Origin of the sequence: Oceanisphaera profunda, from assembly GCF_002157895.1 — a bacterium.
GTDB classification, from domain to species: Bacteria; Pseudomonadota; Gammaproteobacteria; order Enterobacterales; family Aeromonadaceae; genus Oceanimonas; species Oceanimonas profunda.
Genome location: NZ_CP021377.1, coordinates 1,314,922 through 1,338,780, shown reverse-complemented (window position 1 = coordinate 1,338,780; position 23,859 = coordinate 1,314,922). Strand labels below are relative to the sequence as shown.

General features: G+C 53.0%; 19 protein-coding genes and 3 pseudogenes. 8 read left to right on the top strand and 14 right to left on the bottom strand.

All coding sequences use genetic code 11. The features are described 5' to 3' along the window. The first annotated feature begins 152 nt into the window (after positions 1–152). The 4 genes from CBP31_RS05780 to CBP31_RS05765 are packed head-to-tail and all read left to right on the top strand — an operon-like array spanning position 153 to position 1,983. Positions 153–788 (top strand): DUF6776 family protein, encoded by a 636-nt coding sequence (locus CBP31_RS05780; RefSeq protein WP_087035370.1) that lies wholly within the window; start codon positions 153–155, stop codon positions 786–788. Positions 789–844: 56 nt separating this feature from the next. Then, a complete protein-coding gene (gene erpA, locus CBP31_RS05775) occupies positions 845–1,189 on the top strand; it encodes an iron-sulfur cluster insertion protein ErpA (RefSeq protein WP_087035368.1) in 345 nt (114 codons plus the stop codon). Positions 1,190–1,234: 45 nt separating this feature from the next. Beyond that, on the top strand, positions 1,235–1,561 hold the full coding sequence (locus CBP31_RS05770; RefSeq protein WP_087035366.1) for a glutaredoxin family protein: 327 nt from the start codon (positions 1,235–1,237) through the stop codon (positions 1,559–1,561). Continuing rightward, positions 1,558–1,983: an HIT domain-containing protein gene (locus tag CBP31_RS05765; RefSeq protein WP_087035364.1), complete on the top strand. Its 426-nt coding sequence runs from the start codon at positions 1,558–1,560 to the stop codon at positions 1,981–1,983. Before CBP31_RS05770 ends, CBP31_RS05765 begins: the two co-directional genes overlap by 4 nt. 85 nt (positions 1,984–2,068) lie before the next feature. Here the strand turns inward: CBP31_RS05765 and CBP31_RS05760 are convergent, their stop codons facing one another. Then, positions 2,069–3,373: a peptidoglycan DD-metalloendopeptidase family protein gene (locus tag CBP31_RS05760; RefSeq protein WP_087035362.1), complete on the bottom strand. Its 1,305-nt coding sequence runs from the start codon at positions 3,371–3,373 to the stop codon at positions 2,069–2,071. 186 nt (positions 3,374–3,559) lie between these two features. Here CBP31_RS05760 and tyrS point away from each other — a divergent pair, with 186 nt between their 5' ends. Next, complete coding sequence (tyrS, locus tag CBP31_RS05755; RefSeq protein WP_087035360.1) at positions 3,560–4,756, top strand: tyrosine--tRNA ligase; 1,197 nt, start codon at positions 3,560–3,562, stop codon at positions 4,754–4,756. A gap of 114 nt (positions 4,757–4,870) precedes the next feature. On the opposite strand, the pseudogene CBP31_RS05750 reads toward tyrS, so the two are convergent. The 6 genes and pseudogenes from CBP31_RS05750 to hutC form a co-directional block, all read right to left on the bottom strand. Beyond that, positions 4,871–5,440 (bottom strand): annotated as a pseudogene (locus CBP31_RS05750) (transposase); the annotation flags it as partial. Positions 5,441–5,542: 102 nt separating this feature from the next. Beyond that, the gene (gene hutH, locus CBP31_RS05745; RefSeq protein WP_087035358.1) at positions 5,543–7,075 is read right to left on the bottom strand and encodes a histidine ammonia-lyase; all 1,533 of its coding nucleotides are present in this window, start codon (positions 7,073–7,075) and stop codon (positions 5,543–5,545) included. After that, entirely contained in the window at positions 7,075–8,766 is a 1,692-nt protein-coding gene (gene hutU / locus CBP31_RS05740) for a urocanate hydratase (RefSeq protein WP_087035356.1), read from the bottom strand. The genes hutH and hutU overlap by 1 nt, the downstream gene beginning before the upstream one ends. A gap of 42 nt (positions 8,767–8,808) precedes the next feature. Beyond that, the gene (gene hutG / locus CBP31_RS05735; protein ID WP_087035354.1) at positions 8,809–9,750 is read right to left on the bottom strand and encodes a formimidoylglutamase; all 942 of its coding nucleotides are present in this window, start codon (positions 9,748–9,750) and stop codon (positions 8,809–8,811) included. After that, positions 9,740–10,957, bottom strand: coding sequence for an imidazolonepropionase (gene hutI / locus CBP31_RS05730; RefSeq protein WP_087035352.1), 1,218 nt, complete (start codon positions 10,955–10,957; stop codon positions 9,740–9,742). The genes hutG and hutI overlap by 11 nt, the downstream gene beginning before the upstream one ends. A gap of 248 nt (positions 10,958–11,205) precedes the next feature. Continuing rightward, positions 11,206–11,919: a histidine utilization repressor gene (hutC, locus tag CBP31_RS05725; RefSeq protein WP_087035349.1), complete on the bottom strand. Its 714-nt coding sequence runs from the start codon at positions 11,917–11,919 to the stop codon at positions 11,206–11,208. Between the two features lie 966 nt (positions 11,920–12,885). On the opposite strand from hutC, the pseudogene tnpC reads away from it, so the two are divergent. Next, positions 12,886–13,769: pseudogene (gene tnpC / locus CBP31_RS05720) on the top strand (IS66 family transposase); the annotation flags it as partial. A gap of 207 nt (positions 13,770–13,976) precedes the next feature. Here the strand turns inward: tnpC and CBP31_RS05715 are convergent. After that, entirely contained in the window at positions 13,977–14,792 is an 816-nt protein-coding gene (locus tag CBP31_RS05715; protein ID WP_087035347.1) for a phytanoyl-CoA dioxygenase family protein, read from the bottom strand. 94 nt (positions 14,793–14,886) lie between these two features. On the opposite strand from CBP31_RS05715, the gene CBP31_RS05710 reads away from it, so the two are divergent. Then, entirely contained in the window at positions 14,887–15,795 is a 909-nt protein-coding gene (locus CBP31_RS05710) for a LysR family transcriptional regulator (RefSeq protein WP_087035345.1), read from the top strand. Positions 15,796–15,876: 81 nt separating this feature from the next. Here the strand turns inward: CBP31_RS05710 and CBP31_RS05705 are convergent, their stop codons facing one another. Beyond that, positions 15,877–17,217: a Na+/H+ antiporter family protein gene (locus CBP31_RS05705; RefSeq protein ID WP_087035342.1), complete on the bottom strand. Its 1,341-nt coding sequence runs from the start codon at positions 17,215–17,217 to the stop codon at positions 15,877–15,879. Positions 17,218–17,539: 322 nt separating this feature from the next. On the opposite strand from CBP31_RS05705, the pseudogene CBP31_RS05700 reads away from it, so the two are divergent. Further along, positions 17,540–18,531 (top strand): annotated as a pseudogene (locus CBP31_RS05700) (IS4 family transposase). 84 nt (positions 18,532–18,615) lie between these two features. Here CBP31_RS05700 and CBP31_RS05695 read toward each other — a convergent pair. The 5 genes from CBP31_RS05695 to CBP31_RS05675 form a co-directional block, all read right to left on the bottom strand. Further along, positions 18,616–19,245 carry a trimeric intracellular cation channel family protein gene (locus tag CBP31_RS05695; protein WP_087035339.1) on the bottom strand — a complete coding sequence of 210 codons (630 nt, stop codon included), beginning with the start codon at positions 19,243–19,245 and terminating at the stop codon, positions 18,616–18,618. A gap of 77 nt (positions 19,246–19,322) precedes the next feature. Next, entirely contained in the window at positions 19,323–20,210 is an 888-nt protein-coding gene (locus CBP31_RS05690; RefSeq protein WP_087035336.1) for a cobalamin-binding protein, read from the bottom strand. Positions 20,211–20,237: 27 nt separating this feature from the next. Next, positions 20,238–21,167, bottom strand: a complete 930-nt coding sequence (locus tag CBP31_RS05685) for a cobalamin biosynthesis protein (protein ID WP_087035333.1) — start codon at positions 21,165–21,167, stop codon at positions 20,238–20,240. Between the two features lie 3 nt (positions 21,168–21,170). Then, positions 21,171–21,869 carry a 5'-methylthioadenosine/S-adenosylhomocysteine nucleosidase gene (gene mtnN / locus CBP31_RS05680; RefSeq protein ID WP_087035331.1) on the bottom strand — a complete coding sequence of 233 codons (699 nt, stop codon included), beginning with the start codon at positions 21,867–21,869 and terminating at the stop codon, positions 21,171–21,173. Positions 21,870–22,431: 562 nt separating this feature from the next. Continuing rightward, a complete protein-coding gene (locus CBP31_RS05675) occupies positions 22,432–23,847 on the bottom strand; it encodes an FAD-dependent oxidoreductase (protein ID WP_087035329.1) in 1,416 nt (471 codons plus the stop codon). Positions 23,848–23,859 lie beyond the last annotated feature (12 nt).

Genomic DNA, 23,859 nt, shown 5'->3' with positions numbered 1-23,859 from the left:
CCAATGTGGCCTGACTATATCAAAATATCAAAAAGGGTGCCTCGCTTGTCATGCTTGTGGCGGGCATCGGTTAAATTAAGGCTTAACCAAAGCCTTGCTGGCGCCCAGGGCTGCGCTTTGGCACAATTCGGCCTTACCTATTGGAGATGATGATGACTGCACCTTTGGATCGTCGTTTTATACTGTGTTTACTGGTTTGTGTGGTGTTGGCGTTACTGCTGGGCTTTGGCGCACTGCGCTATCAGGAGCAACAGCAGTTATTGAGCCAGCAGCAGACTCAAGCCGAGCGCAATCGACAAGAGCTGCTGGCGCTGCGCGTAGACTTGCAAACGCTACTGAGTGCCGAAAGCAGTCAGTTGGCGCAATTGGATCTGCAGGCGCGCCAACTGGCCGAGCAAGCACAGCAATTGGCCTTATATCGACAAGTGATGGCTAGCGACTCCGGTGCCGAACTGCTATTAACCCATGAAGATATTACGCCGCTCGCTGAAACGGGCTTATTTACCTATCGACTGGTACTGTTACAGCCCACCCAAACCAATAAGCGCATTACCGGCCAAGCACGAGTGAAAGTGCGCGCACTGCAGGCGGGCGTGTCCGTGCTGTTCAGTGACGACACCCTAGGCGTGACACCGGTCACCCTCGATTTTCGTCACTTTCAGGTGTTAACCGGTCAGCTGCAACTGCCCGAAGACAGTCAGGCACAAACGTTAGAATTACAGTTAGACTTAGACGGTAAAGCACCCCGCACCCTGAGCCTTAATTGGCCAAAGCCGGAGAATACTTGATCTGTTTAGTCGGGTATTAGATAATTTCGGTCGATAATTTAATCTAAGAGGTAGTGATGAGCGAAGCAATCCCCTTGCCAATCCAGATGAGTGATGCGGCAGCCACCAAAATCCAAGCCTTGATCACGGAAGAAGAAAATCCTGATTTGCGCCTGCGGGTATACATTACCGGCGGCGGTTGCTCAGGCTTTGAATATGGTTTTACCTTTGATGAAAAAACCAATGATGGCGATACGGTGATCGAGAAAAACGGCGTGATCATGGTGGTCGACAGCATGAGCCTGCAGTACCTGATTGGCGGCACCGTTGACTATATTGACGGCCTGGCCGGCTCGCGCTTTTTAGTGACTAACCCTAATGCCACCAGCACCTGTGGTTGTGGCTCGTCATTTAGCGTGTAACTGCCACTGCGCCCTGATGTCGCTTACCCCTTATGAGAGGTTTTAATGTCTGTACTTGATTGGTTTAAAGGTGATGCTCCTGAGTCAAACTTAGCTGCGCCTGCGGTTGACAGCGTTGAGCAGTTGGCATTGTATGAAAAAGATTGGTGCCCCTATTGCGAGCGCGTAAAAAGCGTAATTCAGGAATTAGGCCTTAATATCCAACATTGCGATATTAACGAGCCCGAGCACTTACAAGCGTTAATGCATGGTGGCGGCCAGCGCATGGTGCCTTGCCTGCGTATTGAGTCTGAGCCCGGTCTGTTTTATTGGTTGTATGAATCCGCAGATATTATTGCCTATCTGCGCTTGCACGCCGCCGTACTTAAATGAGCGAGTTTTGCTTACATCCGCAATTAGTGGCTGACAGTTTGCTCTTGGGTGAGCTGCCGTTGTGCGTGGTGTTGCTGGCGAACGATCGTCAGTACCCGTGGCTGATTTTGGTGCCAAAACAAGCAGAACTACGTGAAATTCATCACTTAAGCGAGTCAGACCAGCAACAGCTAATGCGTGAGTCTTGTGCTGTTGCTCAGCTGTTAGAGGTAGAGTTGGGGGCGGAGAAAATTAATGTGGCCGCACTGGGTAATATGGTGCCCCAGTTGCATGTGCATCATGTGGCGCGTTTTAGCAGCGATGCTGCGTGGCCGGCGCCCATTTGGGGCAAGCATCCCGCACTGGCCTATGACAAGCCGCATACGCAAGTGAGCCTATGGCAAACTCGCTTAAGCAGCATTAAGGGCTTCATTGCTGCTTGAGGTGTAGCTAGGGGTAATGGTGAGGCGCAATAGACAAAACGAGTAAGTTTGACATTATGCTTTCACGCCTCACGCCTTATGTCCTTTAACGATTATTACTGGCCAACATAATGTCGCTCACCTTGGTCAGCTGTGCCATCAAGCGATTGGCTTGGGGTTTAAATACCGCCAGCTCTTTTGCTGATAAAAACGCCGCCTGAGGCAAGTCCACACTCTTTGGATCCTTGTGTACGCCGTTGACCAAGAATTCATAATGCAAATGCGGACCCGTCACTCGGCCGGTGGCGCCCACAGTGCCAATTTGTTGCTCCTGTTTTACCTTTTCGCCCCTATTCACCATGCGCTTGTGCAAGTGTAAATACTTGGTGATGTAAGTGCTGTCGTGGCGGATCACCACGTAGTTGCCGTTAAAGGGGCTAAAGCCCGACTCTACGACTACGCCGCCGCCTGCCGCCACTACTGGGGTGCCGGTGCGCGCCGCGTAGTCAATGCCACGGTGGGCCTTAATTTGGCCGGTGACCGGGTGTAAGCGACGGGGATTAAAATTAGAGCTAATGTGCGAGAAGTTCACCGGTGCACGCAAGAAGCTCTTACGCATATAGCGGCCTTCGGGCGAGTAATAATAGCCGTCGGTATGGCGGATCGCTTGGTAAGCTTTGCCTTGATTGGTAAAGGCGGCGGCTAAAATATTGCCGGTGCCCACCAAGATGCCGTCTTTAAAATGCTGCTCATAAAGCACGGTAAAGCTGTCGTTGGCGCGAATATCGAGGGCAAAATCCACGTCCCAGGCAAACATACCGGCCAAGGCCATAATTTGGTTGGGCGTGAGGCCTGCACTGGCGGCGGCGTTCCAAAAATTAGAGTTAACGCTGGCTTGTGCAAACTCAGTGCGCAGCTCCAATTCAGTGCTATCAATCTGTGACTGTAAGCCGCTCGGCGTTTGGCTAATCAGCAAGGTGCGGCTGTTATCGAGCGGATAGTGCAGACTGCTAAAGGCGTCATCTTCATCAAAAGTGAAAGTGAGCAGATTGCCGGGATAAATCTTTTTCAGCTCATCGGCGCTGCCGCCAAGCTGATTAATGTCATGCAGCAAGCTGGAAGAAAGGCCGGTACGCGCAAAAATAGCGGATAAGGTATCGCCACTGCGCACTTTTACCGAGCGCTCGCGGGTCACCGGATGAGCATCTGCAGCTGCTGACTCTGCTACGTTGATGGCCAAGGCTAACGGCTGGCGCTCACCGAGCACTTCGCCGCCCAGCTCAGGTTCGGGCTGGATACGGCTGGCAACGACAGGCTCTGAAGGCGCGAAAGAGAGCAGTCCGATCATTACACTCAATACAGAAATCGCCACCTTATGGGGGCGAGGAAACCGCTGGAAGCGTTCAATCATGAGAGGCCTAAGGCACAAGCGAAAATATGGGAAAGATTTTACAGGCTTTCCAATTTATCTGCCATTCCAGTAATATGCTCGCCTTATTTTGTTTGGTTTGTCTAAATAGCCGTTTCGAGCGGCGAGCATCTTATTTGAGCATTTCAGAACAGCTATTTAGGTGCACAGCACAGGAGTATAGTCGTCATGTCCGAGCTAGAAACGGCACTGGCTGAAATTAAGCGCGGTGTAGAAGAAATTTTGGTAGAAGAAGAGCTGGTCGCTAAGTTAAAACTGGGCCGGCCGTTACGCGTTAAATTGGGCATGGATCCTACCGCTCCCGATATTCATTTAGGTCACACCGTGATCCTCAATAAACTGCGTCAATTTCAAGACTTAGGTCATGATGTGTTATTGCTGATTGGTGACTTTACCGCTCAGGTGGGCGACCCAAGCGGCAAGAACAGCACTCGCCCGCCGCTCACGGCAGAGCAAGTAGCGCACAACGCCAAAACCTATGCGGAACAAGCCTTTAAGGTGTTGGACGCAGATAGAACCCAAATTGTGTATAACTCCAGCTGGTTAGGCGAGCTGGGCGCTACCGGCATGATCAAGTTGGCCTCTAAGCTGACAGTGGCACGCATGTTAGAGCGCGACGACTTTAAAAAACGCTACGCCGGTGGCCAGTCGATTGCCATTCATGAGTTTATGTATCCGCTGTTGCAAGGCTATGACTCAGTGGCGCTAAAAGCAGATATTGAGCTGGGCGGTACCGACCAAAAGTTCAACCTGCTAATGGGCCGTGAGCTGCAAAAAGATGCGGGCCAACCGGCACAAGTGGTGATTACCATGCCGTTGCTGGAAGGCCTAGACGGCGTGAAGAAAATGTCTAAGTCGGCCAATAACTACATTGGCGTAGATGAAGCCGCCGGTGAGATGTTCGGTAAAATCATGTCGCTGTCTGATGAGATCATGTGGCGCTACTTTGAGTTATTGTCACGTTTGAGCTTGGATGAGATTGCTGGCCTAAAGCAGCAAGTGGCCGAGGGGACTAACCCGCGCGACATTAAAATCTTGCTGGCTAAAGAAATTATCAGTCGTTATCACGATCATGGCGCCGCCGAACAAGCGCACCAAGACTTCGTGAATCGTTTTCAGAAAAACGCCATTCCCGACGACCTGCCAGAAGTGACCTTAGCAGCAAACGCCGAGGGCGTGGCCATCGCCAATCTGCTAAAAGACGCAGGTCTTGTGGCTTCTACCTCTGAAGCTTTGCGCATGATCAAGCAGGGCGCGGTGAAGGTAGATGGCGATAAGCTGGAAGACGGTAAGCTGTTAGTACAAGCGGGCACCGCCGTGTATCAAGTGGGCAAGCGCAAGTTCGCTAAGGTGACTTTGGCTTGAATGTGATGCGTGAGGGGTAAAGAGTGATGAGTCACCTCCCGAATTTGTAGACGGAGATGTTATTCTTTTGCCTTGCCACAAAAAGGCCTCCTGATAAAGGATAACACCATTCAATTAAGCGTGTTTAGACCGAATGGTGTATCGAGTTTTTGATATCCGAACGGTCCTACTCTTGGGCCGTTTTCTTTTTTCAGGCAAAATATAACACTTCACCCGCTCGCGCATGGCCCTCAGCTTTTTGGGGATCGTGCCGGGGGCGGCGATGGCGCACCACATTACTTCATCCTGAATATCTCTTAACGGCATCATAAAACTAATCCGCAGCGGTGAGACGTCTGCCTCGTGAGCAATGCGGCTGATTTCCACCAAATGATCGCACTCTGAAAACGAGTGCCGCACCGTATATTAGGTATTGCTTTTTATGGGTACCGTCCATTGCGCGTTGAGATGCTGGCGTTGCCAGTTAATCAATAATTCTGCACTGAGATAACAACGGTCGAATATCGTCAGGTTGTGATCGGGAACATGCGTAAGCAGTTGCTTGGTATCGGTGACCTCGCCCTGATGACTTGGGCCAAAAGCAACATGATGAACCATGCGGCTGCGCGGAGAACTGAAGGCACACAGACGAACCACGGGGTATTCAGTATGGGCCGTTTTACTGTGCTTAACGTAACCGAAGTGGTAACTATTCAACTTAGATTTTTAAGCTGAATAGTTACAATTTTGATTTATTTAAATCCCCCACGCCACAATGGCGCGGGGAACGGAAATGTTCTTTTGCACTCAATAACTCGGCAACAGCGTATTGGGCACCAAGCCACTGAGGGTGCGGTTAGACAACAATTCAATGGCCGCCTCTATATCTGGGGAGAAGTACCGGTCCTTGTCGTAGTAAGCGACCCGTTCGCGCAATGCTGTGCGGGCCGTTTCCAGCAGCTCAGTGGTGGACAGACCCTTGCGATAGTCCAGTCCCTGACAGGCTGCCAGCCATTCGATAGCCACAATACCGCGGACATTTTCAGCCATTTCCCACAGGCGTTTGCCAGCGGCAGGTGCCATAGAGACATGATCTTCCTGATTGGCAGAGGTCGGTATACTGTCAACGCTGTGTGGATGGGCCAACGCTTTATTCTCGCTGGCCAGTGCGGCGGCTGATACCTGAGCGATCATGAAACCGGAATTAACGCCGCCCTTGTCGACCAGAAAGGGCGGTAGCTGGGACATGTTCTTGTCCATCATCAACGATATGCGCCGTTCGGCCAGCGAGCCGATTTCAGCGATGGCCAGCGCCAGGTTGTCGGCGGCCATGGCGACAGGCTCGGCGTGAAAGTTACCGCCGGATAGAATGTCACCCTCGTCGGCAAATACCAAGGGGTTGTCAGACACCGCATTGGCTTCTACTTCCAGCACGCTGGCGACCTGACGAATCTGGTACAGGCAAGCACCCATAACCTGAGGCTGACAGCGCAAGGAATAGGGATCTTGCACCCGGTCACAGTCAAGGTGAGAAGCACCGATTTCACTACCGTTGCCGAGGAGGTAACGGTAGGTAGCGGCGGCATCAATCTGGCCACGCTGGCCCCGGGCCTCATGAATTCGGGCGTCAAAGGGCGAGCGAGAGCCCAGCGTTGCCTCGACCGTCAGCGCGCCACAGACGGTGGCGGCGGCATACAGATCTTCGGCTTCAAACAGCCCACGCAAGGCATAGGCGGTGGAAACCTGAGTACCGTTAAGCAACGCTAAGCCTTCTTTGGGTGCCAGCGCCATCTGAGTCAAACCGGCTATTTCCAGTGCGTCACGCGCCGGTATCCATTCTCCTTTATAACGGGCGTGGCCTTCCCCTAACAGTACCGCGCTCATGTGCGCCAGTGGAGCCAGGTCGCCTGAGGCACCCACGGAGCCTTTTAATGGAATGCGCGGGTACACTTCGGCATTGATCAGTGAGATCAGTGCGTCCAGCACTTCGCGGCGAATGCCCGAGAAACCGCGCGCGAGGGCATTGACCTTGAGCACCATAATCAAGCGCACCAGGGCATCGTCCATGGGCGCGCCGATACCGGTGGAGTGGGACAAAACCAGCGAACGCTGCAAATCTTCCAGCTCGTGGTTGGCGATGCGGGTTTGTGCCAGCAGGCCGAAACCGGTGTTGATACCGTAGGCCGTGCGCCCCTCTTCCACCACCCGATTCACACAGTCGACGCTGCGCTGAATGGCGGCGTTGGCACTGTCTGGCAGGCTGATCTGAATGGGTGCTGCGAACACCCGACGCATTTGCGCTAGGGTCATGTTACCGGGAGAAATTTCCAAATGAGTCATTATTTGCTCTCTTGTGTAGTGATCATGGGAAGGTCGAGCTCATTTTCTTTGGCAGACTTGATGGCGATATCGTAACCGGCGTCCGCATGGCGCATCACGCCGGTACCCGGGTCGTTACGCAGTACCCGGCCCAGTCTGACGTGGGCATCATCGGTGCCGTCGGCCACAATGACAACACCGGCGTGCTGAGAGAAGCCCATACCGACACCGCCGCCATGGTGGAGGGAAACCCAGGTTGCTCCGCCGGCGGTGTTCAGCAGGGCGTTGAGCAGCGGCCAGTCAGACACGGCGTCAGAACCGTCTTGCATGGCTTCAGTTTCGCGGTTGGGGCTGGCGACTGAGCCGGAATCCAGATGGTCGCGGCCGATAACGATTGGAGCCTTGAGCTCGCCATTGGCGACCATTTCATTGAAGGCCTGACCCAGGCGGGCGCGGTCTTTGAGACCGACCCAGCAAATACGTGCTGGCAAACCCTGAAATGCGATGCGCTCACGGGCCATGTCGAGCCAGTTGTGCAGGTGTGGGTCGTCTGGGATCAGCTCTTTAACCTTCTGATCCGTTTTGTAGATGTCTTCAGGATCACCAGACAGTGCCACCCAGCGGAACGGACCTATTCCTTGGCAGAATAGTGGACGGATATAGGCCGGCACAAATCCAGGAAAATCGAACGCGTTGTCGACACCTTCTTCTTTAGCCATCTGGCGAATGTTGTTGCCGTAATCGAAGGTGGGAATGCCCATCTTCTGGAATTCGAGCATGGCACGCACGTGCACTGCCATGGATTGTTTAGCCGCCTTAACCGTCACTCCTGGCTCGGATTTACCGCGCGCCACGTACTCTTCCCAGGTCCAGCCGGACGGCAGATAGCCGTGCAAGGGGTCGTGGGCGCTGGTTTGGTCGGTGACCATATCCGGGCGTACGCCGCGCTTCACCAGTTCCGGTAGAATGTCGGCGGCGTTGCCACACAGGCCAATAGACACCGCGTGGCCTGCAGCGGTGTGACGCTTAATCCTTGCCAGTGCATCGTCGAGATCGGTCGCTTGCTCGTCGAGATAGCGGGTACGCAGGCGGAAATCGATGCTGGATTGCTGACACTCAATGTTCAGCGAGCAAGCACCGGCCAAGGTTGCGGCCAACGGCTGAGCACCGCCCATGCCGCCAAGACCGGCGGTGAGCACCCAGCGGCCTTTAAGGCTGCCGCCAAAATGCTGGCGGCCGGCTTCCACAAAGGTTTCGTAGGTGCCCTGAACGATGCCCTGAGAGCCGATGTAAATCCACGAGCCCGCGGTCATCTGGCCGTACATCATCAGGCCCTTTTTATCCAACTCGTTGAAATGCTCCCAGTTGGCCCAAGACGGCACCAGGTTGGAGTTGGCGATCAGCACCCGGGGCGCGTCCTTGTGTGTTTCAAACACTCCCACCGGTTTACCGGACTGAACCAGCAGCGTTTGCGTGTCTTCGAGGCGCTGCAGGGTCTCGATAATTTTGTCATAGCACTCCCAATCTCGCGCGGCCCGGCCGATGCCGCCGTAAACCACTAGGTCTTCGGGGCGTTCGGCGACGTCTGGGTGCAGATTGTTCATCAGCATCCGCATCGGTGCTTCCGTCAGCCAGCTTTTGCAGCTGAGTGTGGTGCCGGTAGGTGCGGCGATGTTGCGACTGGGGTCGTGACGCTTGTCTATATTGGACATGTGATAGATTCCTTTTTGTTGACGTTGGCTAATCGTTAACCGTTAACCGTTCAGTGTTAGCAGGTGCACGAGTCGGGCGGCGACTCGTGCTGTCCGATGATCAATATCAAATTTGGGGTTCAGCTCTGCCAGATCAGCCAGTTTGAGCTTGCCGCTGTCACGTATGGTCTCGATTAAGGGTTCCAGCAAAGCAAGGGAGACGCCACGGGCAGCCGGAGCACTTACGCCAGGGGCTTCTGCCGCAGGCAACACGTCAAGATCAATGGTCAGGTACAGGTAGTCGCACTGGGCCATAAACGCTTTCACGTCTCGCTGCAGTTCAGGGAGCGCGGCCATGTGCATGTCGCGGTCTTCACGAATCATAACGTTCAGGGTTTCGGCACGCTGATACAGCGCCGGTGTGTTGGCACCTCGGCTCACACCGAGACAGGCATAGTGGAAAGGCCAGCCCCGGGTCTGACAGTCCTCTGCAATTTGCGAGAAGGGCGTGCCGGAGGAGCGCACGTGAGCGTGGTCACGCAAATCAAAATGGGCATCAAGGTTGATGATGCCCACTCGCGGGCGGGACTCTTCGCGCGCTAGGTGCGATGCCAGACCACACCAGCTGGCGTAGGCCACTTCGTGCCCACCGCCTAAAACAATGGGTAGATGCCCCGCATCGAGCAGCGGGACGAGGCGCTCAGCTAGGGTTTGTTGTGCGGCTTCGAGTGCATCGCCGTCACAACTGACGTTGCCAGCGTCATAGGCAGGGCTTTGGCGATGCCAGGCTAATGGAGCCAAAGCCTGGCGAATGGCAGTGGGCCCGTCGGCGGCACCGATCCGGCCGCGGTTACGGGCGACGCCGGCATCGCTGGCGAAGCCGATTAGGGCGCAACCAGGAACGGCGTTGTCCGTCAGTGGTTCGATGCGCTGGTGCCAGCGATCACTATTGGGCTCCGGGTCGATGCGCCCTTGCCAGACGGTCCGATCCATTTCAGTGCTCATGGGTCAGCTCCCCGCGAAACAGACGCTGGATGAGGCGGCCGGATTGTACGGCGTAGGCCAATTCCGCCGGAGTTTCGATGTTCCAGTAGCACAGATCGGCTGACAGACCCGCTGCGAGGCGACCTGTGTGGGTCAGACCCAGTGCACGAGCGCCATGGGCGGTCATGCCGGCTAATGCCTCAGTTGGGGTCATGCGAAACAAGGTGCAGGCCAGGTTGAGCATCAGCGTGGGCTGATACAGCGGCGAGGTGCCGGGGTTGGCATCGGTGGCGACCGCCATTGGCACGCCAGCCTGACGCAGCGCCTCGATAGGCGGCTGCTGGGTTTCGCGCAGAGTGTGAAAGGCGCCGGGCAAAATCACCGCGACGGTGCCCGCCTGACGCATGGCTTCGATACCCGTGGCATCGAGATACTCAATGTGGTCCGCTGACAGCGCACCATGGCGGGCAGCCGAAGCGGTACCACCAAGGTTGGACAGTTGTTCAGAATGGGTTTTGACCGGCAGGCCATGGGCCTTGGCAGCCTCGAAGACACGCTCACACTGCGCCACGGAGAAGGCAATTTTTTCGCAGAATACGTCGACCGCATCGGCCAGCCCTTGACGTGCGGCCTCGGGGATCATTTCGCGACAAACCAAATCAATGTAGCCGTCGCTGTTGCCGCTGAATTCCGGTGGCAGGGCATGAGCACCCAGCAGGGTGGTGACGATTCTCACCGGGCGCAATTCGCCGAGCCGGCGCGCCACGCGCAGCATTTTCATTTCATGCTCGACGCTCAGGCCATAACCAGATTTAATTTCTACGGTGCAAACGCCATCAGCAATCATGGCGTCCAGTCGCGGCAGTGCGCTTTCGATCAGATCTTCTTCGCTGGCCTGGCGGGTAGCATTAACGGTACTCAGAATGCCGCCGCCACGTCGGGCGATCTCTTCGTAACTGACACCTTCTAGGCGAGCTTCGAATTCCTCTGCGCGGTGGCCGCCAAATACCAGGTGCGTATGGCAATCCACCAGCCCGGGAGTAATCACACCGCCTGACCCCATGTTCTGGTAGTCGTTGTAGTGCGTGCCCCCTAGCTTTTCCATTGGCAGAATTTCAACAATAGTCTCACCTTCGATGATAACGGCCTGAGGTCCCTTAAGGGTCTGCAGGCCATCGAAGACCACAACGTCGCGCCAAATGCGACAATTTTGAACATGGCTGGCCATAATGACTTTTCCTTGCTCGCTTCAATGTATATACAATTGAGGTTAGCGAAGAAGTTCTGAACGCGCCAGCCCTAATTTCATCTAAATCGATGAGTTGAGGTGAGTAAGTAAGATGTTTGTGTGGTAACTAACTGTTTTAAATAATTAATTTGGTTTGTATATAATTGAGTTCGATTAAAAATAATTAGACTAAAGTCTAATTATGGGGTCGGCTTTAAAAATCTTTATGTATATACAGGTGCGGGTCGTTAGCCTGCGGTACGCAGTGACGAGCGCAGTTTATAGCGATCGCCAGGGTGGGTCAGGCGTGCGTAGCTGATCAGCTGGTCTCCTGACCAGGTGCGCCGAATCAGTAGCAGGCAAGGATCTTGGGTGGTGATGTCCAGAAGCGTTGCGATTGCGCTCTCCGCCAATATCGCTTCGACAACATGCTCAATATCAGTAATCGGGCAGGCGGATACCAGGACTTCATTGGGGGTGTGTTGGTGAAAATCGGTGGTCAGATAATGCGGCACGTGCCGGGGGTTGACGTAGCGGTCTTCGAGCTGAATGGGAATGCCATTTTCGCGGTGTAGAATCAGCGTGTGAAAGATCGGAGTACCCAGTCGCACGCCCAAGCGCATGGATATTTCATCGTCGGCATTGCGGGCTTCCGCAACCACCACCACGCAATCGTGTTCGTGCCCTCGGCTGCGGATTTCGTCGGCAATGTTGTGTACTTCGACCAGTGACGATTCCGCTTTATAATCTGTCACAAAAGTGCCAACGCCCGCTTGGCGGATCAGATAGCCCTGCTGAACCAGGTCGTGAATCGCCTTGTTGGCGGTCATACGACTAACGCCGAAGTCGCGAGCTAACTGCTCTTCAGGCGGGATTTTATGTTGAGGTAACCACTCACCATTCTGGATTTTCTCCAGCAGGTGCTGTTGAATCTGAAGATAGAGGGGGAGTGTGCTGCTCATGTTGTATTGGTATCCGTTCTGGTTGGTGACCCTTCCAGTTTACGCGTTATGCTGAAAAAGTCACATTTGTCTATACAGCTTGCGAATCACTTCACAGGCTGACACCGCTCAGTTAAGGACCTAAACGATCGGTCGACCGCCCTTATCACCACATGATATGAGGGTGTTTTTTCTTAGTTAATAGTTACGCGACACCGATACATTTGTCGTTCCTGAGTCGTTATCTACCTCCCACATACACCTCTCTCTGGACAGGATACATTCCGCACTAGAGCAATCGGATAAAACAAGTATCAGGTGGCGCAATTACCCGCTGAGCTGGTGGTCTTAGTTATCATAATGGGGCTATGTCGAAAGTGTTCGATTAGGATGTCATGGACAAACTCGATCTGACACTCACCGATAAGCAGGGAGTTTCAGCCACACCAGTGCCATTACCCAAGTTAAGAACGTTTAACTAGCGAGCCATTAGCCGCGTTGATTTACCTCACAGATGCACATTGGTTTGAAGAAGACGATAAAGATACTGGCATGGATGGAGTTCAAATTTTTCTGTCGACGGTACGCAATTTCGTATTGCTGATACGCCTGATTTAGCCGAATACCCAGTTGTTCATCTACGTATCTTTACGTTCACTGCGCAGCCGCATGGTTCATAATATTGCTTTTGGCCCGAGTCATCAGGGCGAGGCCACCTATGCCAAGCGCATGTTCCCGACATAGCCTGCCCGTCTTTGACCATTGTTATATCAATGCAGAGTTTGGCAACGCCAGCATCTCTACGCGCAATGGGCTGTACTCATAAAAAGAAAAACCCAACATACGGTGCTGCACTCATTTTCAGAACGTGATTATTTAGTGAAAAGGTAAGTGTCACCTCAGGTGAGAAAATTAGTTCCCTCATTGCCAGATTCTTGGCAAGCGCGGCTGGTACTTTATCCTGAGCCTGTCAGAGACGGTCAGCCATACAGTACTCTGCAAAGCGGCCAGTATCATCAAACCATCAGCCAGATACAGAGCCAGCTCAAACAGCACTTCGGACTGCGTTTTAGCCGGGGAACCATCAGCGAGGCTCAGGGCCGGGTCAGTAGCATGCTGACACCCACATACCAGGCCATTAAACAACAGGTGCAAAAAGCTGCGCATATCCATGCCGATGAAACCCGCCATCAGCGCGGAGGTGAGCGGCGCTGGATGTGGCTGGCCCTGAGCAAAGTAGCGGTCTGCTTCATGACCGCGTTCGGTCGGGGCGCAGGATGCTGCTCGACGGTTGTTGGATGACGTGCCGGAAACCTCGGTACTGGTGACCGACCAGTATGCCGGCTATCACTTCATTGATAATGCCCAACGCCAGTTATGTTGGGCCCATGTAGCCCTTAATGTGGCTGTAAGTACCGACAGCTGCGAACGAATTAATCATCCCATGTGGGCATGTTTGGTATTGCTGGCTGATACGGTGTTCCGCACCCTGCACCGTTGGGAAAGCGGAGAGCTGACTCCTGCACAGTACCAACGGTGGTTGAGGCGGTGCCGACAACGCGAGCAGGCTCAGATGGGGCTGTAACTTCTCAGGAATGACGACATGCTATGGAAGTTTCTGCAAGACGACTAAGTGTCCTTGACCCACAATGAAACAGAGCGTGCGCTGCGCGGTTATGTACTGTGGCACAAACGCAGCTATGGCTTTTGATCTCTGCGGGGAGAGCAGTTCTGTCAGCGTATTCTCTTTCTGGTAGAAACAGCCAAGCACCTTAAACGCTATCCTCATGCATGGTGACGCCCGAGCCTGCATCGAGAAGACGAATTACCCCATTCCTGAAGAACCTGTGTGCGTCAGCCACTCTGGGTGAACAGCTACGTTTGTGGAAGGTCGATAACGACTCAGGAACGACAAATGTATCGGTGTCGAGTACCAGTGAGCAAGCAAAAAAATACCCTCATACCATGTGTGATGAGGGTATTTTTACGCCGTATAAGGATCGGTCAACGGATCGCAAAAATTGATTAACTGATCGGTGTTAGCTATTTAGCCGGCTTTTCTGATTATTGGCAATCGCCTAACGCTGCCACACCACAGGGAACCAGTCTTCGCGCATTTTGTCACCCGTTTTAAGGTTAATACCGTCAAAAGGCGGCGAAGTAGCGCCACCACGGTCTACATAGCGTACATCGTCGCCCATGAACCGAGTAGAAAAGGCGCGGCGACGGTTCATCGTCTGGTTACCCGGCGCACCATGTACCGTCTTAAAATTAAACAGCAAGGCATCACCCAGCTCCAGCTCGGGAATCATAATTTCGAAATCACCGCTATCGATGTCCGGCATGTCCATGAAGTGGCTGTCTTCTTCATACCAAGAGGCATTAGTTGACCACTTGCTTGGTCGCACCAGCTTGGGCCAGCGGTGAGAACCTAACACCACCTGCAACGCGTTTTCTGGGGTGATAGGATCCAGTGGTATCCAGTAGCTTCCGGTTTGCTCGCCCTCAACGCAATAATAAGGCAAGTCTTGGTGCCAAGGCGTTGGCTTTGAGGTGCCGGGTTCTTTTACCAGAATATGATCATGAAACGTCTGCACCTGCTTAGAACCGGTGGCTTCGCCGACGATCGCGGCTCCTGGCGACTGTTCAATCCACTGTTTAAATTCGGGAATACGCTGCCAGTTGCAGTAATCTTCAAAAAAACGCCCCTTATCGGTGCCGGTGACGTTTTCACGACCATGCTCGCTGGGATCGTTCAATACTTTGTCGAAGCCTGCGCGCAAGATCTCGATCCACTCTTTAAAGACTCCCTTGATGACGATGGCTCCATCGCGCTCATAGGCAATTTTCTGTTCTTGTGTCAGCCACTGCTGTAAAGCTACAGGCGTAGTCATGCTGCTCTCCTTCCCTTGAATTAAGTTCAAATCGACTTTAACACCCTAGGCACATAGAATATGAATATAGTTTACATGTAGGATACATAGATAAATGGCTATCCCCTTCACTTTTCGTCAGCTTAGTTATTTTTTGTCCGTGGCCCAACACAGCAGCATCAGTAAGGCTGCCGAAACACTGCATGTATCTCAGCCTTCAGTATCCATCGCTATTCATCAGCTAGAAAACTTACTCAACCAGCCGTTGTTTCAGCGCCATCGCGGTCAGGGAGTCAGCCTCACCCCAAGAGGAGAGGAGCTGCTCAAAGACGTCCGCCAGATCCTCACCTTATCTCATAACCTACTAGCACGACTGCAGCAGGACGATACCGAAGTAGAGGGGCAACTAGTCATTTGCTGTTTTCGGGATATAGCTCCCTATTATCTACCCCGGTTGGTCAGCGAGTTTGAGCGTCGCTACCCAAAAATAAGAGTAGTGATGCAAGAGCAGGACTTAGCAGGTGTCAATCAAGCCCTAAAAAAGGGCCACGCCGAACTGGCTCTGAGCTATGAGCTGGGGTTGCCGCAAGAGGTAAGCACCCAGGTGTTGGACGAATTACGGCCTTACGCTCTATTACCTGCTGGGCATAAACTTGCCGAAAAGCCAACGCTGAGCCTAGCTGATATAGCGAAAGAGACCCTGATACTGCAGGATATGCCGCTAACTCAAGAATATTTCATGTCGCTATTTTGGCATCAGGATCTACAACCCGCTCATATCCACACCACCGCCTCATTCGAGATGCAACGGGGATTAGTCGCTCACGGTCATGGCGTGGCACTGTCTTGCACCCGCCCGGCGGGTGACCAAAGCTACGATGGTGTCCCACTGGCCTGCCGACCACTGCTGGATGAATTCCCTCCCCAGAGAGTAGTGTTGGCCAGCTCCCGCGCATTTCCGTTATCCATACCCGCACAGCTATTTCTCGACCAAGTGGCGAGCAAGCCGCACTGGCGACCATAAAAAACCGAGAAACCCTGAGTCCATTTTCTGAACCCAGAGTTTCTCGGTCTGATTTACTACTTATTACCTATTACTTACTGTCTACAACACTTGAGCCGCTATCCAGCCGAAGATCACCAGCGGAATGTTGTAATGAAGAAAAGTGGGGATCACCGAGTCACGAATATGATCATGCTGACCGTCCGCGTTCAACCCGGCGGTCGGCCCTAGAGTAGAGTCGGACGCGGGCGAACCGGCATCCCCCAGCGCTCCGGCGGTGCCCACCAACGCCAGTGTTGCCAGCGGTGAGAAGCCAAAGCTTATCGCCAACGGCACATAAATGGCGGCGATAATGGGAATGGTCGAAAACGAAGAGCCGATGCCCATAGTGATAAAGAGCCCTACCAGCAGCATAACCAGCGCCGCCAACCCAGGGCTATTGCCAATTAGCGCACCTGATCCAGCTACCAGCTCAGGGATGGCACCCGAGGCCTTCATTACGCCGGAAAAACCGGAGGCGGCAATCATGATGAACCCCACCAGCGCCATCAGTCGCATGCCTTGGGTAAAGACATCGTCCTGATCTTTCCACTTGAACAGGCCATTCATCGACAGCAAAGCAAAGCCCAGCAAACCACCTAGCACCATAGAACCTGTCATTAGCTGTACTACTAAAGCACCAACGACGGCGGCCAAAATCATGAACAGCTGCTTACGGCTGAGTTTATTTTGTTTCTTGCTGCTATCGACGGTTGACACTTCCTGTTGCTGATATTCCCGTGGGTTACGATAGCTGAACAATACCGCCACCAGCAGTCCGAGCAGCATGCCCAGTGCGGGTAACAACATCGCTTTGGGTGCCATAGATGGTGTGACGAACATGCCCAGTTCGTTACCGGCCTGATTGACGCTGTTGGTCAATATATCGTTGAGGAAGATGGTGCCAAAACCTACCGGCGCGGTCATGTACATGATGGTAATACTGAAGGTAATCACACACGCCACTGCACGTCGATCCAGCTTCAACATACTCATCAGCCCCAACAGAGGCGGAACCAAAATGGGAATAAAGGCGATATGAACCGGTACCACGGTACCGGAGGCGGCACCAATGATGAGCAAAGCACCGAACATAAACCACTTTACGCTGCTTAGCTGGCCCGGATCGCGCCGAGAGCCAACCCAACTCAGAGCCTTGCTGGCTACCAAATCGGTAATACCGGTGCGCGACAGCGCCACGGCAAAGGCACCTAAGGTGGCATAAGCTAGCGCCACGGTTGCGCCGCTGCCTAATCCTTCGTTAAAAGCATCGATTACTTGGTCTACCGACATTCCTGCCCAGAGCCCGCCCACTAGAGCGGCAACCACCAGCGCAAATACAATAGACACCCGAGCCAAACATAGCGCTACCATCACTAAAATAGCTAAAACAATCGCATTCATAGGTTCCACTCCCTCATGTTATTATGTCCCTTTAATCGATACCCATGCCCGATCAGCGCCTAGCACTCACAAAAAGTTAACATCTTAGATACATTTAGTATCCATATATTATTTATATAAACTGCATATACTTTTAGCTATGCGGGGTCTTTTCTTGCCATCATCCAATCTCCTGAGAAACCCATCAGCAGCTGGCGACACACAACCGGACATGTCACTCATAGCGTTAACACCATTCAGTTAAGAAACTTGAGCGAGCGGTTGACCGATATTTAGGTAGTGCCAAAATACCCTCATCACCATCTGGTGTGAGGGTATTATTTTGCTTGAACACTGGTTACTCGACACCGATACGTTTGCGGCTTCCGAAACCCTATCTACATTCCAAAAACACATTCCTCTGGACTGGATCCACACCCCACTAGAGCAGACCGATAAAGCTAGCATAAGACGACGCAAGCTACCTGCCGAGCTAGTGGTCTGCCATGGGTCTTTTTCGAGATCGCCCGATTAGCGATGTCGTTGATAAGCTAGAACTTAAACTCACCGATAAACTGGGAGACTCGGTTGTTCCCAGTGCTATTCCTCAGGCTAGGCAGCGTCTGACCAGCGAGCCATTAGAAGCCTTGTTTAACCTCACTGCTGTACGCTGGGTTGAGGAAGAAAACAGCAAGGATACTTGGCATGGGTTGCGACTTTTCTCTGTAGACGGAACCCAGTTTCGTACTGCCGACCCCCTGAACTAGCCGACCACTTCGGTTACATCAAACACAGTAAAACGTCTCATACGGAATACCCGATTGTGCGTTTATGTGCCTTCAGCTCACCGCGCAGCCGGATGATCCATCACGTCGCCTTTGGTCCCAGCCGCAAAGGAGAAGCCACCCATGCCAAGCAGCTGCTGCGTGATGTGCCAAACAACAGCCTGATTCTGTTTGAATGCGGCTACCTGAGTGCAGAACTACTGGTCAACTGGCAACGCCAGCACCCGCATTCTCACTGGATGGTACCGATAAAAGGAAACACAAAATATACCGTTCTGGACTCATTTTCGAAACGCGATCATCTGGTGGAAATCAGTCGCATCGCTCACGAAGCGGAGGTTTCCCCCTTGCGGATCAGCTTTATGATGGCATTGAGAGACATTCAGGATGAAGTGAAGTGAAGTGATGTGCGATAACCTCGCCCAGCAGTATTCCAAAGAAACTCCGGGCCATGCGTGAGGGTGTGAAGCGCTATATCCTGCATGAAAAAAGAAAACGGCCCAAAAGTAGGACCGTTCGAATATCGAAAACCCGATACACCATTCGGTAAAAACACGCTTAACTGAATGGTGTTATCCAACATGGAGGACTTTTTGTGTTTGCTCGTAAGACGTAAAGCGTATGGCGTCTTACGTTATCTATTGAGCGAAAACGCCGGTAACGATAAGTGCCAGCGAATGGCGGCGACGCGTAAGATAAAGGTGCCAGACATGCCCAACAAGGTGGCTAATAGCGGCGTTATGCCCAGCGCTAAAGAGCCGGTATAAAGCACGCCGCCAAAGATACAGGCTGTGGCGTAGATTTCGCGCTGCAACACCATGGGTACTTCCCGTGCCAATACGTCGCGGATCATGCCGCCCGCCACACCGGTGATCACGCCCATGACCACTGCCACCATGCCGGAAGTGCCGTAACTCAGCGCTTTGTCGGTGCCAATAATAGTAAAAATGGCCAAACCAAAGGCGTCGGCCAGCGGCAAAATATACCAAGGCAAGCGCCGCGGTAGTTTAGCTATGTATTGGCCCAATAGCGCTGTAACTAAGATCACCCACAAGTACAGAGAGTCTACGGTCCAAAATACGTTATCGGCACCGATAATAAGGTCGCGAATGGTACCGCCGCCGATGGCAGTCACCGCGGCCAGTACGATCACGCCAAAGCCGTCCATACGCAGGCGTCCGGCGACCAGCACTCCAGAAAACGCGAACACAGCCGTGCCAAACAGATCACTCCAGTAGAATACCGACTCAACCAAGGGCTGCATTCGTGATTACCTTATTTTATTTTTAAAAAGAGTTAAAAAACGAGCGCCATTGTATAGAGGTGCTTAACTGAACTCAATTAGGAAGCGCGGGCTTGGCGCACTTCATCTAACAGTTCGCAAAGTTGGCGAATACCTTGTGTAGAGCGGGGCGTAAAGCGATGTAATAAATTGGCATCTACGGTCAGTAGCTGCTGATTGGCCACGGCTTGCAGCGCCGGCCATTGTTGCCAGTGGCGGAGCTCAGCATTATCGGCGGCCACAATTACGTCCGGGTTTTGTGCTAACACTTGCTCGGCATTTACCTGTGGATAGGGCGCAAGGCTATCGGCCATGATATTGACGCCACCACACAAGGTGACGGCCTGACTCATCCAAGTACTGCTATTGGCTGACATCAGCGGCACTTCTGCAATTTGATAAAACACGGTAAGCGGCGTGCGATCTTGATATTCAAGCCGTAACTTAGTCAGCTCTTGTTCATATTCACGCACCACAGCGGCAGCTTGGGCTTGATGACCGGTTAACTCACCTAATTGGCTAAGCTCTGTGCTCAAGTCATCAAAGGTGGCGGGTGCGGAAAAAAACACCTTTATGCCTAACTGCACCAGCGGCTGTACCACTTGGCTTTGGGCCGAACCCCAAGCCACAATTAAGTCTGGCGATAGCGCCAAAATGCGCTCGGTATTTAAGGAACGATAGTTGGCGACTTTGGGCAAGGCTTTAGCTGTCTCGGGATAATCGCTGGCATCATCTAAGGCGATCACTTGCTCACCGGCCCCTATGGCAAACAATAGCTCGGTAATATGCGGCGCCAAGCTAATAATGCGCTGTGCGGGCTTGGTTTCGGGTTCAGTTACTCGCTCTGCTGCGTAAGCCGGAGCTACACTCAACAGGGTTGCCACTAACAGTGAAACCAATCCGTTTGTGGTTTTAAAGTGAGCCTTGAGCTTAACGTGAGCAGTCATGATCGGATTAACCATTCGATAAGGGAATTAACCATTCAATAAAGGGATTAACAAGAACGCCCAAGCCAATGACAGCCAAAATAATAAGCTCATCACCAAGCGCCATAAAATAGCGCGGGTAGCGGCTTCATTAATGTATTGCTGGCTACCTAACTTAGGGTAGTAATCGGTGGCGTCCGTATAGCGTCGCGGTCCGCCTAACCCCACATTTACGCCACCGGCCACCACAGCTAATAACCGGCCACTGGCGGCAAACGCCCACAACCGACCTTGTGGCCAAGCTTTAATGGCGCGTATTGAGCCCGGATAAATCAGTAAACTGAGCGCCAAGGCTTGAAACGGCAGCCAAGCCAGCGTGCGATAAGCCAGCGAGGGCAACCAACCAAAGGCGCGCCACGCCACCAGCTTACAAGACCAAGCTTGCACCGCGTAGCGCAACAAACCAAACAGCAAGGCGGCGTAAATACCGGCCACTAAATACCAGACCAATAACGCAAAATCCGCAGCAAGGCGCAGTATGGCCACCTCGGCCAGCGTTTTATACAAACCTAATGGCGATAAAGGATCAGTTTGGCGCAAACACAAAGGAGACAGCGCTAAGCGAGCTAAAGGCCTGCTATCCGCGCTATTACGCATGCAAGTGGGAAGTGCTCGGCTGAGTCTGCCCAGGTCTAAACAGCACCACAGCAATAACGGCTCAAGTAAATGCGGCCAAGGGGATAGCACCGCCAGCGCCCAATACGTGGCCGCTAGCGGCAGCAGCAAACACAACAGGGCGGCGGCCCCAGCTTGTTTAAGGTAGCGCGGGCTATAACGTTCGCCATTTAAGCGCTGGCCCAGCAACTGCAGACCAAGGGTTATCAGCTGTTGTACCCGAGTAGCGGGCAGCACTAGGCTGAGCAAAATAGCCAAAGTGAGCAAAATAACGGGCTGCTCAAGCAGCGACAGGGTCAACATCTATTAACTTGCTAGGCGGGCGAGCATGGCTTGCACCATCAGTGATGAATGCTCAGCGGCCACTTCCAAAAATGCCTCAAACGACTCGGCTTGCTCTTTACCGGCGATATCAGACAGCGCGCGCACTACCACAAAAGGCACGCCAAATTGATGACAAACTTGGGCAATGGCCGCGGCTTCCATATCACAGGCTTTCATCAGCGGGAACTGAGTAGTGGCGGTATGCAGCTGGTCTTCACGGTGCATAAACTGATCACCGGTACAAATTAATCCGACGGCCGAATTAATGTCATTCTGATCGGCCAGACAGGCTTCTGCCAAGGTAATCAGCTTAGCATCCGCCACAAAGGCTGCGGGTTGCTGAGCCATTTGACCCATCTCGTAACCGAAGGCGGTCACGTCTACATCGTGAAAACGCACTTCACTGGACACAATCACATCACCCACTTTAAGGGTGGGGTCAAAGCCGCCCGCGGATCCGGTATTAATCACGGCCGTTGGCGAAAAACGCTCCAGTAATAAAGTGGTCGCGACACTGGCGGCCACTTTGCCAATGCCCGAGCGGGTAATCACTACGTCTTGGCCCGAAAGGGTGCCTTGATAGAATTCGCAGCCCGCCACGGTAATGGTGTGGGTGTTTGCTAATTTGGCACGAAGTACGGCAACTTCCTGCTCCATGGCGCCAATAATGCCGATAGTCATAAGGGTTCTCTCGCAACGAAAATAATGGAGGAGTTTATCACTATCTAAGGCGTTCGGCGTCACTGCGACATAAAATATCGCCGCCAGGTGCTCACCTTCGGCTATAGAACATCTCAATATTGAAAGAACATTTTTGCCACGGAATACACGGAAAAACACGGACATAGAGCAAGAATAAAGGGAAATTTATATTTTTAAGGTCTTACCAGCTCAAAGTTAGTTTTTTTCATTTGCGCTTTTCTGTGTCCTTCCGTGGCCAATAGGCCAAAGCTGTTTTTGCCACGGAAAAAAGCAGAACTCATGGACGCAGTTCACGTGCGCTGAGTGACAGAGATAAGGGCTTATTATGAGTAGGAGCTCCCTAGTTCAGATTGTGGTGTTTGGCTCTTACCCATTAGAGTCTTTTATCATGGATTTGGCACTTTCAGATCTAATCACTATTTTTCCGTGTCCTTCCGTGTATTCCGTGGCCAATAAGTCTTTAATCTTTAATCGTAAACTTGCTATAAAAAAGGCCGCTCGATGAGCTGCCTATCATTGCAGTTAGCAGAGCGCAGCGAGCTTAGACCCCGAGATAGTCCATGATGCCTTCGGCGGCTTTACGGCCTTCGGCGATGGCAGTGACCACCAGATCCGAACCCCGTACCGCGTCGCCGCCGGCGAAGATCTTGGCATTGCTGGTCTGAAAGGCAAACTCGGCCTGTTCGGGGGCGACAATGCAGCCCGCTTGATCAGTCTTGATGTCAAACTCCTGCAACCAAGGTTGATCGTGGGGTTGAAAACCGAACGCCATGATCACCACATCGGCGGGCAGCACCTGCTCTGAACCCGCGATGGCTTCTGGGCGACGACGACCATTAGCATCGGGCTCGCCCAGCTGGGTGGACACCACTTCTACGCCGCTGACCTTGCCGTTGGCATCAACCTGCACGCCAGTGGGCTGCAGGTTGAACATGAAGTTCACTCCTTCTTCCCGGGCGTTTTGCACCTCGCGGCGCGAGCCCGGCATATTGGCTTCGTCGCGACGATAGGCACACACCACCTCGTCGGCACCTTGGCGAATAGAGGTGCGTACACAGTCCATGGCGGTATCGCCACCGCCCAGTACCACTACCTTCTTGCCGGCCATGTCGATGTAATCAGATGTTTGTTTTTCGAAACCCAGCACGCGATTGGCGTTGGAGATCAAAAACGGCAATGCATCATAAACTCCCACGGCATCTTCGTTAGTCAAACCGCCACGCAGATACTTGTAGGTGCCCACCGCTAGAAACACCGCATCGTAATCCTCAAGCAGCGACTGAAAGCTAACGTCTTTGCCCACTTCGGTATTGAGGCGAAACTCAAAGCCCATATCGGTAAAGATTTCGCGGCGATTGCTCATCACCGACTTTTCCAGCTTGAAAGAGGGAATACCAAAGGTCAGCAAGCCGCCGATTTCCGGATAACGGTCAAATACCACAGGGGTTACGCCATTGCGCGCCAGCACATCGGCACAGGCCAAGCCCGCTGGGCCCGCACCAATCACCGCCACCTTGCGATCGGTTTTCACTACCTTTGACATATCAGGGCGCCAGCCCAGCTCGAAGGCCTTGTCGGTAATGTATTTTTCGATATTACCGATAGTCACGGCACCAAACTCGTCGTTGAGCGTACAAGCACCTTCACACAAGCGGTCTTGTGGGCAGACTCGGCCGCACACCTCGGGCAAGCTGTTGGTTTGGTGACACAAGTCTGCGGCCTCAAAGATGCGGCCCTCGTTGGCCAGTTTCAGCCAGTTGGGAATATAGTTGTGTACTGGACACTTCCACTCGCAATAAGGGTTGCCGCAGTCTAGGCAGCGGTCGGCTTGCATCTCGACCTGATTCTCGGAAAAGGGTTCGTAGATTTCCACAAACTCGATTTTACGGGTGCTAATCGGCTTCTTGGCCGGATCAACCCGTTGCACATCGATAAACTGAAATACGTTCTGACTCATCACAATTTTCCT

Coding starts and splice junctions, on each gene's coding strand:
- CBP31_RS05780 (WP_087035370.1), top strand. CDS start 153: ATGACTGCACCTTTGGATCGTCGTTTTATACTGTGTTTACTGGTTTGT.
- erpA (WP_087035368.1), top strand. CDS start 845: ATGAGCGAAGCAATCCCCTTGCCAATCCAGATGAGTGATGCGGCAGCC.
- CBP31_RS05770 (WP_087035366.1), top strand. CDS start 1,235: ATGTCTGTACTTGATTGGTTTAAAGGTGATGCTCCTGAGTCAAACTTA.
- CBP31_RS05765 (WP_087035364.1), top strand. CDS start 1,558: ATGAGCGAGTTTTGCTTACATCCGCAATTAGTGGCTGACAGTTTGCTC.
- CBP31_RS05760 (WP_087035362.1), bottom strand. CDS start 3,373: ATGATTGAACGCTTCCAGCGGTTTCCTCGCCCCCATAAGGTGGCGATT.
- tyrS (WP_087035360.1), top strand. CDS start 3,560: ATGTCCGAGCTAGAAACGGCACTGGCTGAAATTAAGCGCGGTGTAGAA.
- hutH (WP_087035358.1), bottom strand. CDS start 7,075: ATGACTCATTTGGAAATTTCTCCCGGTAACATGACCCTAGCGCAAATG.
- hutU (WP_087035356.1), bottom strand. CDS start 8,766: ATGTCCAATATAGACAAGCGTCACGACCCCAGTCGCAACATCGCCGCA.
- hutG (WP_087035354.1), bottom strand. CDS start 9,750: ATGAGCACTGAAATGGATCGGACCGTCTGGCAAGGGCGCATCGACCCG.
- hutI (WP_087035352.1), bottom strand. CDS start 10,957: ATGGCCAGCCATGTTCAAAATTGTCGCATTTGGCGCGACGTTGTGGTC.
- hutC (WP_087035349.1), bottom strand. CDS start 11,919: ATGAGCAGCACACTCCCCCTCTATCTTCAGATTCAACAGCACCTGCTG.
- CBP31_RS05715 (WP_087035347.1), bottom strand. CDS start 14,792: ATGACTACGCCTGTAGCTTTACAGCAGTGGCTGACACAAGAACAGAAA.
- CBP31_RS05710 (WP_087035345.1), top strand. CDS start 14,887: ATGGCTATCCCCTTCACTTTTCGTCAGCTTAGTTATTTTTTGTCCGTG.
- CBP31_RS05705 (WP_087035342.1), bottom strand. CDS start 17,217: ATGAATGCGATTGTTTTAGCTATTTTAGTGATGGTAGCGCTATGTTTG.
- CBP31_RS05695 (WP_087035339.1), bottom strand. CDS start 19,245: ATGCAGCCCTTGGTTGAGTCGGTATTCTACTGGAGTGATCTGTTTGGC.
- CBP31_RS05690 (WP_087035336.1), bottom strand. CDS start 20,210: ATGACTGCTCACGTTAAGCTCAAGGCTCACTTTAAAACCACAAACGGA.
- CBP31_RS05685 (WP_087035333.1), bottom strand. CDS start 21,167: ATGTTGACCCTGTCGCTGCTTGAGCAGCCCGTTATTTTGCTCACTTTG.
- mtnN (WP_087035331.1), bottom strand. CDS start 21,869: ATGACTATCGGCATTATTGGCGCCATGGAGCAGGAAGTTGCCGTACTT.
- CBP31_RS05675 (WP_087035329.1), bottom strand. CDS start 23,847: ATGAGTCAGAACGTATTTCAGTTTATCGATGTGCAACGGGTTGATCCG.